Source organism: Hymenobacter arizonensis, assembly GCF_900115775.1.
Classification (GTDB): Bacteria; Bacteroidota; Bacteroidia; order Cytophagales; family Hymenobacteraceae; genus Hymenobacter; species Hymenobacter arizonensis.
Map to the genome: position 1 here is coordinate 239512 of NZ_FOXS01000008.1, position 17255 is coordinate 256766.

Consider the following 17255-nt stretch of genomic DNA (forward strand, 5'->3'; position numbering starts at 1 on the left):
CGTCGGGGCTTATTTGCCGGCTTGCTGGACCAGCCACGCGTTGGCCCCGCCTTCCTCAATGAACAGGGCGACGTGCACCGAGCGCTGCAACTGCGCGACGTGCAAGATGTCCATGGCGTGGTCGTCCACGCGCACCAGGTGCGCGGGCGAGAGTAGGTAGGCCAGAAAGGAAGGCCCGCCAAACAGGCCCGCCAGTTGGGGCATGTAGTTGTCCAGGAGCCACTGCGCCGTTTCCGGGTCTTCGTTGTTGCGCCGCCGGATGTCGAGCAGCCAGAGCCGGGCGCCCAAGCCCTGGGCCTCCACCCGCAAGTACTCGTAACTCGTCCGCATTTCGGCCGGGGTTACCTCGCGCAGCCACCGGCACACCATCGTGCCCGTCTCGGGGCGGTGCGCGCACTCCAAATACTCCGTCAGTCGCTTCATGTGCGCGGTAAACGTCCGCCGCCGACGCTAGGTTGTTGCCCACCCAAGCGCGGCATTCCGCTCGAACATTTCATTGGCTGTTAATACGCGACGCCGGGGTACGCCCGGGCGGCCACTCCGGCCAAGGAAACCTGAAGAAACGGCTGGCGCGCAGGGCCAGCATTTTCGGCCTTCTCCCAGCAGCAGGTGAAATTACTCCAAGCCCTTCGAGGTAGCCGTGCGCTTGGCTTCGGTGAGCACAGGTAGCGTTTGACACGGAAGAACATTGATGCGGCAAAAAAGAAGCGTTGGTCCAGCCAAGCGTAACACTCTTCGTTTAAACAACGCGCGTTTACGTCACGACCGCTTACGGGTACTCGTTTCTGCTTACTTCTAAACGGCTTGGGGTATCTCCACGGTGAAGGTGCTGCCCTGGCCTTCCGTGCTGACAAAGGAAAGCGTGCCGCGGTGCCACTCCGTAATGGTTTTGCACAGCACCAGCCCCAGCCCCGTGGTGGGCTCCCCCCGCAGCCCCGGCCGCCGGGCCTTGGTGAACCGCTCGAACAGCACCGGCTGCAGCGCCGCCGGAATGCCGATGCCGGTGTCGCGCACGTGCACCTGCACGCCGCCCGGGCAGGCCGCTACCTCCACTTCCACCCGCCCGCCGTCGGGCGTAAATTTGAAGGCGTTGCTGACCAGGTTGTTGAGCACCTGCTGAAACTTGTTCACATCCAGGTGGGCGTACACGGGCTCCCTGGGCAAGGAGTAGTCCAAGCGGAAGCCCAACACGCGCTGCCCCTGCTGCAGCTGCTCCAGCGTTTCGCGCAGCACGGCGCCCACTTCGACCCGCTCGCGTTTGAGGTCCGTGTTGGCCGAGCTCAGGAACTCGATGTCGACGAGGTCGCGAATCATCTTCAGGCTGCCGCGGCTGGTGGTTTCGAGCACGCCCAGCATCTTATGCAGCTGGCTGTCGGCCGGGGCCTGTACTTCCTCCCGTAAATACTCCGCGATTTGCTGCACCAGGGCGAAGCCCCCGCTCAGGTCGTGCGAGAGGATTTCGAGCATGGCGTTCTTACGCGCGAGGAACGTGTCGGTATTCTGCTGGTAGTGCTTGCTGACGGTAATGTCGCGCAGCATGCCGGCCAGCAACGCGGGGGCGGTTCCCTTTTGCTGGCAAAAGGGCGTCAGGCAAAACCATTGGTCCGGCTCGTTGGCCACCAGCAGGCGCACCTCCACTTCGTCCGAGAGCTGGCCCCGCGTCCACAACCGCCAGCACTTGGCCAGGTACGGCCGGTCGTCGGGGTGCAGGCGGGCGAGCAAAGCGGGTAGCTCTTCGTTGACCTGCCCCGGGGTCCCGCCCAGTACGTGCTCATAGGCGGGATTCACGAACACGACGCGCGCCGTGGCAGCATCATAAATAAACTGCACGTGCGGACTAGCTTCCGCCTGTTCCATCAACAAGGCGGCGAAGTCCGACATGAAAATCAATAAGATACCTGGCAAAGGTACACCTTTTGCCTCCTTATTTTGAACGGAGAGCGTCTACGTTCGGACTAGCCCGCGCTTGGGGCGGTGACAAGTGGAGTAGGTGCCTGCCTACGGCCGCAGGGTGAGCGCGACGGTTTCGGCGGTGTACACTTCCCCGTTGGTTTGTCGGTAATAGACCCGAAACTGCTGCGAGCCGGCCGCCGCCGGGGGAACCCGGAAGACCAGCTCCGCACTGCGGAACGGGGCTTGCGGGGCCTGCCGCGACGGCTGGGGCCAGGGCGTGCCCCCCTCCCGCTCCACCACGTCGGCCAGGGACGTGCCCGCCGGGTGCCGCACGTCGTAGGCGTAGCGGCTCGTGATGCTCAGGCTGTCCACGCGCTCGGCCGAGCCCTTGTTGCCGGGGTCGAACACCTGGTCGCAGGCATAAGCGGCCGACACCAGCCCGTTCGCGGGGGTGCGCGTGTAATGGCGTTCATGCAAGCGCAGGCTGAGCCGCAGGTCCCGGCTGGCCACGGAGGCCCCGGCGGCCACGATCTCCCGCGGTTGGCCGACGGGCTGCTGGGCCAGGCCGGCCTCGAGCCCCTGCACGTCGTAGTACGTGTCGGGGCCGGGAGTCCCGCATTCGTTGCCGAGCAACCCGCAGGCCGGCATCCCCACGACTAGCGCGGCTAACACCACATACTTTTTCATGGCCGGAAAGGTACGGCCGAATCCGAGCCCGGTCCTTCCCCGAAGAAACGGCACGCTTACTAGGCGAACCCACCGTTTAACTGAACTTGCAGCGAACTGAGCGCTGGGGTAACGGCGGCATCGCCGAATCCGGACCGGGCCTGCCGGACGCTCCCGCTAACCAAAAGCCGCGCGTGGCGGTTACCGCTACGTCTTCCTCGTCGTTACCCCGTCCCGTTATGAACGTCCCACGGTTAGTCGCAACCTTTCTCGGGGCCGGCTTGTGGCTGAGCAGCTTGGCGGCAACGGCGCAACCCGGGTCCGGCACGTGGTACTTCGGGCAACGCACCGGGCTGGTGTTCGCCAACGGCACCGTCCGGGCCGTGGAAGACAGCGGCAACACCCAGCCGGCCAATGGGCACGCCGCCCTTACGGTCACCGACGCCGCCTCGGGGCAGCTGCGCTTCTACGGCAACGCCACGACCCTGTGGAACCGCGCCCACCGGCCCATGCCCCACGGCGATTCCCTGGCGCCCCGCGCCTTCAACCGGGCGCCCCAGGCCGCCCTGGCCGTGCCCGCCCCCGGCCAGGACGGCCAGTACTACGTCTTCACGCTGGGCGACGACCCGGCCGTGGGCCCGCCCGCTACCCAGCTCACGTACTCGCTCGTGGACCTGGCCCTGCAAAACGGCCTGGGGGACGTGGTGGCCGGCACGAAGAACCGCCGCGCCGGCGGGGGCTACGGCTACCAGTTCACGGCCGTGCCGCACGCCAACGGCCAGGACTACTGGGTGCTCATCCGCCGCTGGGACGCGCCCGTGTTCGACGCCTACCGGCTTACGCGCGCGGGCCTGGCCTTTTCCCACGCCCAGCGCATCGGGCCCGACCAGCCCGCGTGGGCCCCTGGGCGGTTCCCGTTCGTCGACGGCTTTTTGAAGGCGTCCCCCAACGGCGCGCGGCTCGCCTACGCGCTGGCCGATTTGCCGCAGCTCAGCCTCTTCGACTTCGACGCCAGCACGGGGCTGCTGAGCCACTACCGGCCGCTGGGCCCGTTGAACGGCCTGGGCGGGGTGTCCTTTTCGCCGGACAACTCCAAGCTCTACGTGGAAAACTACAGCACCACCCCGAGCCCCAGCCATCCGGGGGGGCGGGCGTTCAACGTGCTCAGCCAGTACGACCTGGCCGCGGGCAGCGACGCGGCGGTGGCCGCCTCGGGCATGAGCATCGTCGTGGACAACCCGGCCACGAACATTCGCACCGACCGGCAAACCTCGCTGGGCGCTTACCCCCTGCAGCTCGGGCCCGACGGCAAGCTCTACGCCAACAGCCTCTACGACGACCCGGCCCTGGCGCAGGCCCCCGGGCAAAGCAACTTTTACGTCGTCAACTACCCTAACCGCCGGGGCTTTGCCTGCGACGTGCAGTACCGCGCGTTCGTGTTTCCCGGCGGGGGCAACACCTGTTGCGGCCTGCCCAACCTGGTGCAGAGCCCCTTCAACAACTTGGAAAGCACCGGCCCGGAGCCGCAGCCCTGCGAAGCGCTGGTGCTGCAGCCGTTTCCCAACCCCACGGCCGGCGCGTTTCAGCTGCAGGTACCGGGCAGTTGCTTCGCACCCTACCGGTTGCGGATCTACGACGCGCTCGGCCGCCGGGTGCACCAGCAGGACGTGGCCAAGGCGCTTTCCGCCCCCGTCGACGTGTCCTCCCTGGCCCCGGGGCTCTACCAGCTCGAAGCGACGTTCGCCACCCAAACCTTCCGCGCCAAGCTCCTCAAGCGGTAAGCCGAAGCTGCAGGGGCCGGCACTCGCCGGCGGGAACGGCCGCGGTTAGCCCGTTTGGTGATTGGGACCCTTTCGCTGTACACTTAGATAGGTTGCAGACTCAGCGCCGCAATCGATTATAAATCCACCCGGCTCCACGTAAAGATTGGATTAACCCCCACCAAACAACCGTAGTGAGTGCCATAGTGAATAAGCAAGTATAAACGTACTTAAGCATTTCGCTCCGATTCATTGAGTACCCTCCCAAAAACATAGGGGCAAAAAAGAAGGCATAGAAGCAAATGTTAAGATAAATAGGGATGGCATAGAGCTTCCACCTATTATGTGTCCGCCTATAGGCCCTAACACCCAGCACCAAAAGCAACAGCGGCAATAAGTAGATTAAGATAGCCGGCAGTAGCATAGCTGCATTGGTTAAGACATGCGAAGCTAACTCCTCGTTTTGCTATACGCACCGTTACAGTAGACTCAAAGGACAGGAGGCTGAGCTCGAGTAGTCGGGTCGCAGCAGGGGTTTGCCGAAGGGCGTTTAATAGGCGGAAGGCACTGTCTGTTGGCGCCCCTGCGCGTCCACCACGATCTGGGTGCCGTCCGCAGAGTAGGTGGCGCAGACCGGCGAGCGGCTGCGGTAATGGCGGACCACGGCCTGGCGGTCCAGCGACATCTCCACCACCCGGTACCGCCGGGGTTGCACGTAGCCGTCGGTGATGCTGACAAACACGATTTTGTTGCCGTACACGCTGGAGCAACGCGCAAAGTCCGCAAAGTCAAACGCGTTGCTAGGGGAATACACGAAGTGCGGCGCATTTCGGACTCCCACGGCATGCGTGGCCACCTCACCGGCCCCCGACACCCACACCCGGTACGGCCCCACGTAGGCCATGCGCCCGGGGATTTGCTGTACCCCGGAGCGGACCACCGTATCATACCCCGGGAGGCCGTGGGCCGCTGCATTCACATTGATGAACGCGGGCCGCAAGGGCAGCGGGACAGCAGATTGGGCCATCGCATCAAAGCACCACGCCAGGCACATGTAGACAAAAAGCAGTTGCTTCATCTCGTAAAATAACGCTCCTTAAACTGAATTGCCGCGTTTACCTTTCGACCGTTTACTCACATGGAAAATCCTCTCCGCCAAAGCATCAGTGAACTGGGAGACTGGACCTGGACCGAGCCCGTCCCTACCCCGGAGGATTCCACCGTCGTCCGGACCTATTACCGCTTACACCAGAAACCCATCGGGGAGCTGGAACTCCAAGAGCTCAAATTTTTAATTCTCCAAAATGAGGCGTTGGAATTCCTCGTTCCGATGGCGCTGAAAGTGCTCGAAAACGATGTGTTTATCGAAGCCGAGTACTACGAGGGGGATTTGTTCAACGCCCTCGTGCAAATCAATGATTCCCCCCTTTACTGGGCGAGCCATGCCCACGAAAAGCGCACCCTGATTGACCTGTACAACCAGCAAAAAGAACGCCTTCAAACTTTTGAGTGGCCAGAAGATATGAGGGTAGAAATGGCGAACCGGTTCAATGATTTTGCGAAATCAGGAGCCAACTAATGGGACCGTTTAGTTAAACTCTGAAGTAGTTTGTCACTGAGAGCCAACCAAACCGGCGTTCGGGTGGCGAAAAGCATCTCTCTAATCTTTTGAAGCTAAAAAACAACGAGGCGTAGTACCTTGGGTACGAAGAGTCAGCAGGCTTTTTACCTGGGAAATTAGAAAGCAAAAAAACGACACTTAAGCTAGTAATCATGATCTATATAGCCATCCAGCGCACCGTTGTTAAATCGCCGCGTCGGTTCCTTTGCGGGCTTCTTGTGGCCACGGGCTTGCTGTGCACGAGCCGGACTGCTTTGGCGCAAACGCCTTTACAAACGGCCCTGGATGGCGGGCGGAGTGCGACGCTCGCGAAAGTTGTGTCCAGGCAGCTGCGCGAAGCGGATTCCGTCGCTCGGGTAACGGGTCGCCAGCCGGACCGGATGCGCATTGATAAAATTGATGCGGCGGCGCCCCACCGCGGCTTCGTCGTCGTAACCTCGGCCGCAGGTGCTGTAGAGGAATTGCCCGCCCTGGCGTCCGGTGGCGGGATGGGGGCGCTCGTTGAGGCCGTCGAACAGCAACTGGCGAGCGCACCGGGAACGCAGGCGACGCCCCGCTCGGAAACGCGTGTGTACGCCCTGCTCACCATTGATGCCGACGGGAAGGTGCAGCACGCCAAAATAGTGGACGGCCCGGACGCGGCGATTAACGCCGCGGTCCTGGCGGCCATTCAGCGCTTGCCGCGCCTGTCCCCCGGCCAGGTGGCGGGGACGGCGGTGCCCGTGAAGCTGACGATTCCGGTGCAGGTGAAATCCTAAGCCCGAAGCACTTGTTAACCAAGCCAAACGCCTGTAGCACCTGTTACAGGCGTCTGGCTTTTATACCGTTTTTGTGAACTCGTCAGGCCCCTCCCGGCGGAGGGGTTGCTTTACGTTGATTCGGCCAGCAACGCCGCCGTTCGCGCGCCCGTCAGTGCTGCGACGAGGCGCTGGACGGCCCCTGGCGGTACTCTTCGTCCGTCACCCGTTCCCCAAACACGACACCCCGACCGTCCTGGGCCTCCTGCAGGGCGATGTAGGTCAGGGCATGTTCGGGCGTGGCGCCGTCCCAGTGCCGCTGCCCGGGCGGACACCAGACGATGTCGCCGGCGCGAATCTCGACCACTGCCTCGCCCTCGCCTTGCGCCCACCCGACGCCGTGGGTCACCAGCAGCGTCTGCCCGAGCGGGTTGACTTTCCAGGGCGTACGGGCGCCGGGGGCGAAAGTGACCGTGGCGCTGACCAACCGGCTCGGCGCGGGGCGCTCAAAGTAGTCGGTGATGGCGACGTCGCCGGTGAAGTTCTGCTCGGGGGCCTGGCGGGGCGGCAAGCTGCCCCGTGGGTAAATACTAAGTGCTTTCATTAGAATGGTTTTCGGTTAGTTGATAAGACAAAGGTCTTCTTTCCGTGAAAACGAGCGTTAGCCAAACTGCCAGTTGTGTTAGCCAAAAGGACGAAGCGTTTTGGCTAACACAACTGGCAGTTTGGCTAATTCTGCCGGCCCGGCCCGGGCGACCTTTGCAGGGTCATCAACCCGGAAATTTCTTCCTTATGAAAGCAATTAGAATCCATGCCTTTGGCGGACCCGAGGTCCTGCAACTGGAAGAAGTAGCGCGGCCAGTGCCGGCGGCCGACGAAATCCTAGTTAAGGTGTACGCCAGCGGCGTCAACCCGGTGGACCGGGTGGTGCGGGAAGGCAGCAGCGCCGCCCTGAAATATATGTTAACCTTGCCGATGACCCTGGGCTGGGACGCGGCCGGCGTGGTGGAAGCGGTGGGCCGCGAGGTGACCGGGTTTCAACCCGGCGATGCCGTGTTTGGGGTGCCCAACTTTCCCGGCAACGGCAGCTACGCGGAGTTCTGCGCGGCCAAAGCCAGCCAGTTTGCCTTAAAGCCCACCAGCCTCGGCTTCACCGAGGCGGCCGCCGTACCGCTGGCTGGCTTGACGGCCTGGACGGCCCTCTTTGAGTTCGGGAAGCTGCAAGCCGGTCAACGCGTGCTCATTCAGGGGGCCTCGGGCGGGGTCGGCAGCCTGGCCGTGCAGTTTGCCAAAGCCAAGGGCGCCTACCTCATCGGCACCGCGTCGGCCGGCGAGCTGGACTACGTCCGGCAGCTGGGGGCCGACGAGGTGCTGGACTACCGGGGCCAAGCGGTGGAAGACCTGGTGCGCGACGTGGACATGGTGCTGGAAGCCTCCTCGGTGCGCGACAACGCCGAGCGGGTGAAAGCCATCAGTGTGTTGAAGCAGGGTGGCATTTTTGTCAGCGTCAACACCGATTTTGCCTTCGACGAGGCAGTGCACACGGCGCTGGCGAAGCAGCAGGCCACGGGCGAGCTATCGGCCAACCAGCCCCGGCAAGCGTGGCTGCAAGAAATGGCCCAGCTCATTGACGCGGGCCGGGTGCAGGTGTTGGTCGGCCAGGTTTTGCCGCTAGCGCAAGTAGCCGACGCCCACCGCGAAAGTCCGACGGGGCCCGTACGGGGCAAATTGGTGCTGGAAGTACGAAAAGACGACGAGCCGGCATGAGGCGCTTTACCACCATCGGCGAATTCCACGCGTTTTTGCAGCTGCCGCCGCCCGAGCACCCGCTGCTCAGCGTCGTGGACGTAGGCACTTTGCCGCCCCGGGAGGGCGAGGAGCCCACGAGCATGGTCTTTGATTTCTACTCCATTGGGGTCAAGCGCCTGCACAACGTCCGCGGGCAGTACGGGCAGCACCCGTTTGACTTCAACGAAGGCGTGCTCTCGTTCATGGCCCCCAACCAGGTGTTTAGCCTCGCCGTGGCCGACCCGGCCCAGAAAATAGAAAAATCCGGGTGGGTGGTCTACCTCCATCCGGATTTTATCTGGAACACGCCGCTGGCCAAGACCATCCCGCAGTACGACTTCTGGGATTATTCGCTCAAAGAGAGCCTGTTCCTTTCCTCGAAAGAGGAAGCGACCATCCTGAGCATCATTTTCGCCATGCAGCAGGAGTATGTGTCCAACATCGACCGGTTCAGCAAGCCGATTATCGTCTCGCACCTGGAAAGCCTGCTGCAGTACGCCGACCGGTTTTACCATCGCCAGTTCCTTACCCGCGAAAAGGCCAACCACGAGGTGCTCGAGCGGGTAGAAACGCTGCTGCACGACTACTTCAACCGCGATAATGTCCTCGAAACCGGCTTGCCGACCGTGCAGTACGTGGCCGAGTGCCTCCATCTGTCGCCCAAGTACCTCAGCAACCTGCTGCGCATGGTCACCGGGCAAAACACCCAGCAGCACATCCACGCCCGGCTCATCGCCAAAGCCAAGGAAAAATTATCGACCACCACGCTGACCGTCAGCGAAATTGCCTACCAGCTGGGGTTTGAGCACGTGCCTTCGTTCAGCAAGCTATTCAAAACCAAGACGAACTTGTCGCCGCAGGAATTCAGAGCCTCTTTTAATTGACCAAAGAGGGCCCCACTCCCAAGAAGCCACCCGGTTGCCCGCCATTGCCTGATGGGCTTGTGCCAGCATTCGGTGGCTAGCCTTACGGCGGCATGAGCTGACTCCCAGCACGACCAAGGTTCCGCTTCCTTTTTACCTCGTTTCCTGTTCTTATGGCCTTTCCTTTCTTATTTGCTACGGGCATCGAGAACAGCAATCCGACTATCGACCAGGGCCGGGTGCGCGTTGACGAACTGGCCAAGTGCGGACACTACCAGCACTGGCGCCGGGATTTTGACTGCGTGCAGGAACTGGGCATTCAGTTTCTGCGCTACGGTCCACCCATTCACACTACGTGGCGCGGACCCGGCCAGTACGATTGGTCGTTTGCCGACGAGACCTTTGCCGAACTGCGCCAGCGTGGCATTGCTCCCATCGTGGACCTGTGCCACTTCGGGGTACCGGACTGGCTGGGCAACTTTCAGAACCCCGACTTCCCGGCCCTGTTTGCCGACTACGCCCGCGCCTTCGCCCGGCGCTTTCCCTGGGTTCAGTTCTACACGCCGGTCAACGAGATTTACGTGTGCGCCAAGTTCTCGGCCCTACTGGGCTGGTGGAACGAGCAACTCACCAACGACCAGGCCTTCGTGACGGCGCTCAAGTACTTGGTCAAGGCCAACGTGCTGGCCATGCACGCCATTTTGGAAGTACGGGCCGACGCCATCTTCATCCAGAGCGAAAGCAGCGAGTACCACCACGCCGAGAACATCCAGGCCGTGAAGTTGGCCGAAGTCCTGAACTACAAACGGTTTCTCTCGCTGGACTTAAATTACGGCCACCGCGTGGACTCGGGCATGTACGAGTACCTGCTCGACAACGGCATGACCCGGGAGGAGTACCACTTCTTCCTGCACAACAAGGTCAAGGAGCGCTGCGTGATGGGCAACGACTACTACAACACGAACGAGCACCGCGTGGCCGCCGGTGGCACCATCCGGCCCTCGGGCGAGGTGTACGGCTACTACCTCATCACCAAGCAGTACCACGAGCGCTACTATTTGCCCGTGATGCACACCGAAACCAACTTTGCCCAGGGCCCCAACGGCGACGAGGCCGTGCAGTGGCTTTGGAAGCAGTGGGCCAACGTGCTGCGCACCCGCTACGACGGCGTGCCCCTCATCGGCTTTACGTGGTACTCGCTCACCGACCAGGTCGACTGGGACTCGGCCCTGCGCGAAAACAACGGCACCGTAAATCCGCTGGGGCTCTACGACCTGGACGGTAACATCCGGCCGGTGGGCACCGCTTTTAAGCAAATCATTCAGGACTGGCAGCACGTGCTGCCAACGCAGCGTCTTTTCACGCAAGAACCCTACGAGACGCCCGCGGATAGGCCTGCTGGTGCTTTCTAAAAGTAAAAACGTCCGCCGTCGGGGCACCCCCCGCTGCGGGCGGCCGCTTATCCATTCACCTCCTTCACTCACTTGCCCATGCAGTTTCAAGGTAAAGTAGCCATTGTCAGTAGAGCCTCGGAGGCATTGGCTTAGCCATCGCCCAACGCCTGGCGGCCGAAGGCGCCCGCCTCGTGCTGGTGGGACGCCACGAAGACAAGCTCACCCACGCCGCCGACCTGGTGCCCCAGGCCGGCGCGCCCGACGTGTGGGCGACGGAGGCGTGGAGGATGACGTGGTGGCGACCGTCGCCAGCACGCTGGCCCGCTTCGGTCGCCTCGACATGGTGGCTTGTCTTGCCGCTACGCGCTGCAAAGCGTCGCTTCCGGCAGAACGAATCTTAAGGCAGAAGTTCCGTCGGTCGACATCGTTTAGTATTTGGCTCCTTTAGCTGAACATCTAGCAACTGTTCAACACCAGGTTCCAGCGCAGCGCAAGTTTAAAAACTTGTCTGCGATGCAACGTTTCCGAAACTCGTGAATGAGTTTCGTAGACACCCCAAACGGAACGTGGTCCCCGGCAAGGTACCACGCGGGCTGCGCCCCGGACGGAAGCCGAAAACGGCACGGATTCCTAGGCGAGTCGGATAAACATTCTTAACGAATTGAGGAACTGCTGCTGCTATAAAACAAGCAGCTCAGGCACCTGCAACCGCAGCTGCCTGGGCCAGGGAAGGCCCCGATAACGCTGGCCAAGCCACCGCGTGCCAAAAAAGAGGTTTGGCAACGCGTGTTGGGCAAGTCGAATGGCTATTTCAATCGCCACACGTTAAAGGCCGCGAAATCGCCTTTGACCGTTTCTTGCTTTTCCACGACGGGTTGGGCCGGGTCGACGGTTCGCTTGCCGTCGACGTAAAAGCAGTACTTCAGTTCGGTCTGGTCGGACTTTAACCGCAGGGCCCATCCCGCCGGTGTCTTGTGCAGGAAGTAGTAGAAGTTGTAGTGGCCTTTGACCTCCGCGACGACCGCCTTTGCGTTCAAGAAGCCATTCAAGTGGAGCACCACGTTGGGCTGCGCCGTATTGCGTAAATTCGCCAAGAGCGCGTCCGTCTTCCAGTTCGGCGTTTGTACCGCTTCCAACACGCGGATCGCTTCGGCCTTCTTGCCCTGCGTGGCCAAGACCTCGGCTTTCGTAAACTGCACCTCCGTGCCGTCCACCTTCTTGTTCGTGGGCAGGTAGCGTTCCCACAGGGGGAATAGCAGGCTGGCTTTCGCAAACGCTTTCTCGATGTAGAACTGGTGCAGAAAAGTCAGTCGGAGCATCGATTCTTTTTGCGCCTCGCTAAACCGGCCCGCTTGCAGAAAAGCACTCACCGCCTTTGCGGTGCCGTGGTTGGTCAGCACCTGGGTGAGCCGCACGCCCGCGTTTTGCGGGAACTGGCTCGTCAATAAAATACTGCGTTTGCCGCCCTTGAGCAAGGTCTGAATGTTCGTGCGCCACGGCGTTTGGAAGTCTTCGGCCAGGTAAAACCAGATGTCTCCCGTGGAGAGATTGTGAATGTTGGTGTAGACCGTCGTCGTAAATTCTCGCCAGGAGGTGGCGTCCGCCAGCTTCACCAGGTTCGCGTGGCTGATGCCGCCGGTGGACAAGACCTGCTGCGCAATGGGGTAGCGCCAGCAGCGCTGCTTTTGGGGGCCGGTGTCGCACACGTTGAAATTCGTCGACGTGAGCTGCTGGGTCGCCCGGACAATGGTATCGGGGGCGATCACGGCGAGGTTGCCGTACTTATCGGCGACATGAATTTGGTCCCCCAGGTCCGGTAAGTAGTACGTTTCCCACAGGGCCAAAAACTCCGGCACCGATTGACAGTGCTGGAGCATGTATTCAAGCATGTTGCCGTGGGGAAAAGGCTTTTTGCCGGTGCTCAGCTTGTATTGCTGCGGCGGAGGCAACGCGTTGATGTCGAAAAATAGTCCGGCCGCATTCGCCCCCCCTTGCACGCTGCTCTCCGGGGAGCCGTAGGTGAAGGTGATGTAGCCCAGCGTGTTCTTCTCCTTGGCGGGAAAGACGTTCACGCACGTGGACGAAGTGTGCAGGAAATCTTCGTTGTTCATGGCCCACGTCTGGCCCTTCCGGTCTGTTCCCGAAACGATGGTGCAGGCACTGGCCCTGATTGCAGGCAAAAAGAGCAGGAGCAGCAGCAGCAGCAGGGGTATTCTCATAGGAGGGTTGAAGAAGGCAAGGATGGTCAACGCCTTGCCGGGGTCACGAGTGATGGCTCAACAGTGCCACTGGCCTGCTAGTTACCCCCGCCATCCACCGCTGCGGCAACCAACAAGTAACGACGCGACAAACCTAGGTCGGTTCGGTGGCCGAAGGATTGGAAAAATGCGCACCGATTGCGTGCCCCTTAATAACCAGTGCCCATCAACGGCAGCATGTACTCCGCCGGAACGAACTGCCCCGGGGTGCGTTGCACCATTTTACGAAACGCGTTAATAAAATGGGCTTGGTCGTAGAACCCGTACTCCAAGGCCAGTTGCGCCAAGGGGGACGCGTGCGGGCGTTGCAGCGCGTCCACCACCCCGCGCACCCGCAGCACCGTCGCAAACGCTTTTGGGGTGAGGCCGAGCGCGTGCCGAAACTGCTTTTCGAGCGACCGGATAGAGCACCCCACTTCTTGCGCTAGCTCTAGCACAGCCAGTGTGCCGTTGGTGTGCTGCCAACGCAGGCAGGCTTGGCGCAGCAGGGGCAGGTCGGTGGCAATCAGGGGTGGCAGGTGGGTTTGAAGGAACGCCAGCACCGCGGTCTCCGGTTGCCCCAAACAGGTTGTCAGAAGCTCGTGCAGCGCCGGCAACACAGCGGCCAATGGCACAATCGCATCGGCCGTATCGGCGAACGAGGCCGTGGTGAGGCGGGCCGGGCCCCACGGGTGCAGCTGCACCATCGTCACCGAGGTAAACGGCCGGATGGTCGTATCGACGCTGAGCCGCGCCTGTCCGCAAAAATAGATTCCTTCGGACATGGCCAGGGGCCCCCGCCGGTTGCGCACGTCCAGGCCGGCTCCGGTCACCAGCGCGAGGTTAAAGCAGCCATTGGGAAGTACGGTTTTACTGCTAAAGGGCTGCGGATTACGCGCGTTGTCCATGACCCAGACCTTGCGCACCACGTCGGTCAGCGGGGCCGTGGCATACTGTTCGCGGTAGATGAAGGACATTGGCGTTGGTTAAAAGGTGGGTACAATAGGCAAACGGGCAGCTGCATAACCTGCTTAAATCACCGTTTGGCTAAACGCCGGCCCGAGCCGTTTGGGGCAGGGAATGTATGCCCGTCCCCCGTCTCAAACGGCTCAGGCCGGCTTCCGCCGGCTTACTCAAACGCGTCGAGCAGGGCCCGCAGTTGCGGGTCGCTCACCCCGGGCGCGAGGCGCGGCCCCGGCGCGTCCAGAGCGGCCAGGGCGTGCTGCATTTCGGGGGACTGCACGTAGCCGAAGCCCATGTCCCACCCGGCAAAGCGCCGGGGCCCCAAGCCCTGGCGCACCGTCACCACGTCGCGGTGGCGGGGGGCGCGCTGAATCCGGGCGTACAGGTCACTGACCGCTGCTTCCGCGCCCTCGAGCACCTGCACGAAGCAGCCGTCGCTGCAGAGCAAGAGCCCCGTGATGCCGCGGGCGGCGTTGTGCGCCCGCGACCATTCCAGCAGGGCCACCAAGTCGGCTTCCCCCCACGGCGCCGCGAACCGGCTGTGGTAAAGCACCTGGTGCACGCGCCGGTCCAGCAGGTCCTCCAGCTGCGCGAAGGTCAATTCCCCCGCCTCGAAGTCGGCGAGCAAGCGGCGTTCGTAGGCGGCCGGCGCCAGGCGCGTGCCCGCCGTCAGGGCCACGGCCATGGCCACGAGGCGGCGGCGTTGCGCGGCGGAGAGGGACTCGGGGTCGGTCATGGGAACGTGTACGCGCGCCCGGGGCCGGCGAGTTACCCGTAAATGGGCCCGAATAACTACGCAAAGGGGACCGGTGCCACCGGGGGCCCGGCGCTTAAACCGCCCCGCTCCCCCGGGCAGGGGCTCAGGGCCGGTGGCGGAGCCGGTCGAGGTGCAGCGCCCGGTGCAACTCGCGGACCGGCCGGTACTGCTGGGGGACCGGCACGGCCCGCACGAGGACCCCAAACTCGGCCACGGTAAGCGCAATGGCGGCCACGCAGCGCCCGCCGCGCACCACCGCGATTTCGTTCGGGGCGCCCAGCACCACCGTGGCCTGGTACTCCTCGCCCAGGAACGGGACCAGTTGCTGGAGGGCGCTTGTCATCGGCGTCAAGGTAAGCATAAAGGGGCCGTTACCGAGGGAATAAAACAAGGAAAAGTCAATAACCCTCGTTTTTTGAACGACGTGCGTTAAAGCACCCGTGGTTCGGGATGAAAAGGCGACCTTGCGCCACTATATCCGAACCTTTGGCAGCCGCTATCCGCCTTGATGGAACAGCCTTTCTTATTGCGCCTGCTGGGCCTGCACTGGCTCGATACCCTGCCGGCCGCAGAAGACCGGTGCGCCCACGGTCCGGTACTGGCTCGGCTGGGCGAACGCGTGCTCTCCGATGAGACCACGAACTGGACGGTGAGCGCGGCCGCCTTGTTCCTGCTGCGCACCCTGACGTGCGACCACACGGCCGAGCTCCCGGTTGGGGACCAGCTCTTGCCCTGTTGCGGCTTCACCATGTGGCCCGACGTCGCCAGCGACAATGTGCTGATTTTGGGCTGCCCGAGCGGCGTCGACTGGTGGGTCGAGCACCGGGACCAACAGGTCCAGCTCACGGCCCCCGGGGGCGAGGCGGTCCGGCTGCCCTTCGCGGCGTATCGGGCGCAAGTGCTTGCGTTTGCCGACGAAGTCGAAGCCTTTTACCAGCGCAGCGCGCCCAAGGAAGTGCCCGCGGATGCCGAGGATGCGGAAGGCTACGAGCTCTTCTGGACCGAATGGCACCGCCGCCGAAACCAGTGGCCCCGCTAACCGACCGTTTAGGTGAACTTGATGCGGTGGTTAGCCCAGCCACGCAGATGTCGGTGGTTCCCTTTTTCTTTGAGCCATGCTCCTGCCACACGTGCTCTCCTATTGCCTGCTTGCCTTGGTGTTCGGTACCGTTGCCTCTTTTCACTTCTCTCCCCGAAGGGTGGGACAGGGCATGGCCACCGGGTGTGGGTTGTTCCTGCTAACGGGTTGTGGCGGACTTCCCCCGGAAAATCAGCGGCTAAAGCAGCAGGTCGTGCAAGCGATACGCGCGGTCGAGGACCGGCCCGTGGGCGACAGCATCACCGTGGATATGGCTAGAATTGTAGACATTCCGTGGGATACGCTCTATATGTTCACGAGCACCACTGGGCCGGAGCGTATTACGCGCGCCATTGGCACGCCTTGGCCCGGTGATACGTACGTCGACGATGATGATAATCTACTGGTCTTCATGTACCAAGGCCGCCTCGCCGACTACGTAGAGTTTTTGGGATGGAATTTCCAAAAAGAACCAAACTTTGTGAAATTTAAGGGCTATTTCAAAGGGGGAGAGCTTTTTACTCCGGCTACGGCTAAATTCAGGGCAATACGGAATAGGGTTCCCCCACATATTATTGACTTGCATGCTCCCCGGGGAAGCAAACCAATACTACGCCCCGGGTATGACCCTAAAAAGCTTGATTTTTAAAACATACCCTCGTTTGGGCTGCTGCCCGTTTGGGCACGTACAGGTAGGATTTACCGTTCTTCGCCCTGCCCATGTTGCTTGACGCCAAGCTGCCCGCTCGCTTTATTCTACGACAAATTCTGCCCGATGTGGCGGTGTTGCTGCTCATCTCGGTGGTCTTTCAGGTGCTCAAGGTGTTCGTGGGGCAGTACTTGCCCCCCATTCCGCTGTCCTTGCCGGCCATTCTGGGCAGTTCGATTTCGCTGCTGTTGGCCTTCACCATCAGCCAGTCGTACGACCGCTGGTGGGAGGCGCGCAAGGTGTGGGGCGCCATCGTCAACGATTCGCGCTCGCTGGTGCTGCAGGTGCGCAGCTTTGTGAAGAAGGAGCACGCGGTGCCGGGGGCGTTGCGCGGCCTGGCGTACCGGCAGATGGCGTGGTGCTACGCCCTGGGCGAGGCCCTGCGGGGCCAGGACCCGCTGGCCACGCTGGCCCGCTACCTGCCGGCGCACGAGCGGGCCTACGCCGAGCGCCACGCCAATAAGCCGTTGGCGCTTTTGGCGCTGCACACCGCGCAAATCCAGGGCTGGTACGAGCAAGAAGCCATCAACCCCTTCCAGCAGGTGCAGCTCGACGCCACGCTGGTGCGCCTGTGCGACGCGATGGGGCGGGCCGAACGCATCAAAAGCACGGTGTTCCCCACCAACTACCGGCGGCTGGTGCATTTTCTGATCTACCTGTTTCTGGGGACGTTGTCGCTGAGCCTGGTCGAAATCAACGGCCTGGTGGAACTGCCCATTCTGCTCATGTTCGCCGTCACCTTCTTCCTGGTCGAGCGCACCGCCCGCTACATGCAGGACCCCTTCAGCA

Annotated in this window: 19 protein-coding genes; 10 read left to right on the forward strand and 9 right to left on the reverse strand. The window is 62.2% G+C overall.

Annotated elements, in window-relative coordinates:
• Positions 1 to 9: 9 nt before the first annotated feature.
• From BMZ66_RS22365 to BMZ66_RS25305, 3 genes are all read right to left on the reverse strand, one after another.
• The gene (locus BMZ66_RS22365) at positions 10 to 423 is read right to left on the reverse strand and encodes a hypothetical protein (protein WP_092678597.1); all 414 of its coding nucleotides are present in this window, start codon (positions 421 to 423) and stop codon (positions 10 to 12) included.
• A 372-nt stretch (positions 424 to 795) separates the two neighbouring features.
• The gene (locus tag BMZ66_RS22370; RefSeq protein WP_143080366.1) at positions 796 to 1881 is read right to left on the reverse strand and encodes a PAS domain-containing sensor histidine kinase; all 1086 of its coding nucleotides are present in this window, start codon (positions 1879 to 1881) and stop codon (positions 796 to 798) included.
• 117 nt (positions 1882 to 1998) lie between these two features.
• A complete protein-coding gene (locus tag BMZ66_RS25305; RefSeq protein ID WP_143080367.1) occupies positions 1999 to 2370 on the reverse strand; it encodes a hypothetical protein in 372 nt (123 codons plus the stop codon).
• Positions 2371 to 2798: 428 nt separating this feature from the next.
• Here BMZ66_RS25305 and BMZ66_RS22380 point away from each other — a divergent pair, with 428 nt between their 5' ends.
• Positions 2799 to 4340: a T9SS type A sorting domain-containing protein gene (locus BMZ66_RS22380; protein ID WP_092678600.1), complete on the forward strand. Its 1542-nt coding sequence runs from the start codon at positions 2799 to 2801 to the stop codon at positions 4338 to 4340.
• A 529-nt stretch (positions 4341 to 4869) separates the two neighbouring features.
• Here BMZ66_RS22380 and BMZ66_RS22390 read toward each other — a convergent pair.
• Entirely contained in the window at positions 4870 to 5397 is a 528-nt protein-coding gene (locus BMZ66_RS22390) for a hypothetical protein (RefSeq protein WP_092678602.1), read from the reverse strand.
• A 60-nt stretch (positions 5398 to 5457) separates the two neighbouring features.
• On the opposite strand from BMZ66_RS22390, the gene BMZ66_RS22395 reads away from it, so the two are divergent.
• Positions 5458 to 5898 (forward strand): contact-dependent growth inhibition system immunity protein, encoded by a 441-nt coding sequence (locus BMZ66_RS22395; protein WP_092678603.1) that lies wholly within the window; start codon positions 5458 to 5460, stop codon positions 5896 to 5898.
• 194 nt (positions 5899 to 6092) lie between these two features.
• Positions 6093 to 6698 (forward strand): energy transducer TonB, encoded by a 606-nt coding sequence (locus tag BMZ66_RS22400; protein WP_092678604.1) that lies wholly within the window; start codon positions 6093 to 6095, stop codon positions 6696 to 6698.
• Between the two features lie 151 nt (positions 6699 to 6849).
• On the opposite strand, the gene BMZ66_RS22405 is transcribed toward BMZ66_RS22400, so the two are convergent.
• Positions 6850 to 7281: a (R)-mandelonitrile lyase gene (locus BMZ66_RS22405; protein WP_092678605.1), complete on the reverse strand. Its 432-nt coding sequence runs from the start codon at positions 7279 to 7281 to the stop codon at positions 6850 to 6852.
• A gap of 188 nt (positions 7282 to 7469) precedes the next feature.
• On the opposite strand from BMZ66_RS22405, the gene BMZ66_RS22410 reads away from it, so the two are divergent.
• The 4 genes from BMZ66_RS22410 to BMZ66_RS26505 all read left to right on the forward strand — a co-directional run bounded on the left by BMZ66_RS22410 (position 7470) and on the right by BMZ66_RS26505 (position 11123).
• Positions 7470 to 8444 (forward strand): NADP-dependent oxidoreductase, encoded by a 975-nt coding sequence (locus tag BMZ66_RS22410; RefSeq protein WP_092678606.1) that lies wholly within the window; start codon positions 7470 to 7472, stop codon positions 8442 to 8444.
• Entirely contained in the window at positions 8441 to 9349 is a 909-nt protein-coding gene (locus tag BMZ66_RS22415) for a helix-turn-helix domain-containing protein (RefSeq protein WP_092678607.1), read from the forward strand. Before BMZ66_RS22410 ends, BMZ66_RS22415 begins: the two co-directional genes overlap by 4 nt.
• A gap of 152 nt (positions 9350 to 9501) precedes the next feature.
• Entirely contained in the window at positions 9502 to 10740 is a 1239-nt protein-coding gene (locus BMZ66_RS22420) for a family 1 glycosylhydrolase (RefSeq protein ID WP_092678608.1), read from the forward strand.
• 125 nt (positions 10741 to 10865) lie between these two features.
• Complete coding sequence (locus tag BMZ66_RS26505) at positions 10866 to 11123, forward strand: SDR family oxidoreductase (RefSeq protein ID WP_143080369.1); 258 nt, start codon at positions 10866 to 10868, stop codon at positions 11121 to 11123.
• A 405-nt stretch (positions 11124 to 11528) separates the two neighbouring features.
• On the opposite strand, the gene BMZ66_RS22425 is transcribed toward BMZ66_RS26505, so the two are convergent.
• From BMZ66_RS22425 to BMZ66_RS22440, 4 genes are all read right to left on the reverse strand, one after another.
• The gene (locus BMZ66_RS22425) at positions 11529 to 12941 is read right to left on the reverse strand and encodes a C45 family peptidase (protein ID WP_092678609.1); all 1413 of its coding nucleotides are present in this window, start codon (positions 12939 to 12941) and stop codon (positions 11529 to 11531) included.
• Positions 12942 to 13129: 188 nt separating this feature from the next.
• Positions 13130 to 13936: an AraC family transcriptional regulator gene (locus BMZ66_RS22430; RefSeq protein ID WP_092678610.1), complete on the reverse strand. Its 807-nt coding sequence runs from the start codon at positions 13934 to 13936 to the stop codon at positions 13130 to 13132.
• Between the two features lie 152 nt (positions 13937 to 14088).
• Complete coding sequence (locus tag BMZ66_RS22435) at positions 14089 to 14883, reverse strand: BLUF domain-containing protein (RefSeq protein ID WP_143080368.1); 795 nt, start codon at positions 14881 to 14883, stop codon at positions 14089 to 14091.
• On the reverse strand, positions 14783 to 15022 hold the full coding sequence (locus tag BMZ66_RS22440) for a hypothetical protein (RefSeq protein ID WP_092678612.1): 240 nt from the start codon (positions 15020 to 15022) through the stop codon (positions 14783 to 14785). Before BMZ66_RS22440 ends, BMZ66_RS22435 begins: the two co-directional genes overlap by 101 nt.
• A gap of 165 nt (positions 15023 to 15187) precedes the next feature.
• Between BMZ66_RS22440 and BMZ66_RS22445 the strand changes: the two genes are divergently transcribed.
• The 3 genes from BMZ66_RS22445 to BMZ66_RS22455 all read left to right on the forward strand — a co-directional run.
• Positions 15188 to 15718 carry a hypothetical protein gene (locus BMZ66_RS22445; protein ID WP_092678613.1) on the forward strand — a complete coding sequence of 177 codons (531 nt, stop codon included), beginning with the start codon at positions 15188 to 15190 and terminating at the stop codon, positions 15716 to 15718.
• Positions 15719 to 15794: 76 nt separating this feature from the next.
• A complete protein-coding gene (locus tag BMZ66_RS22450; protein WP_092678614.1) occupies positions 15795 to 16406 on the forward strand; it encodes a hypothetical protein in 612 nt (203 codons plus the stop codon).
• A gap of 71 nt (positions 16407 to 16477) precedes the next feature.
• Positions 16478 to 17255: bestrophin family protein (locus BMZ66_RS22455; protein ID WP_092678615.1), on the forward strand; the 778-nt coding region annotated here is incomplete at its 3' end.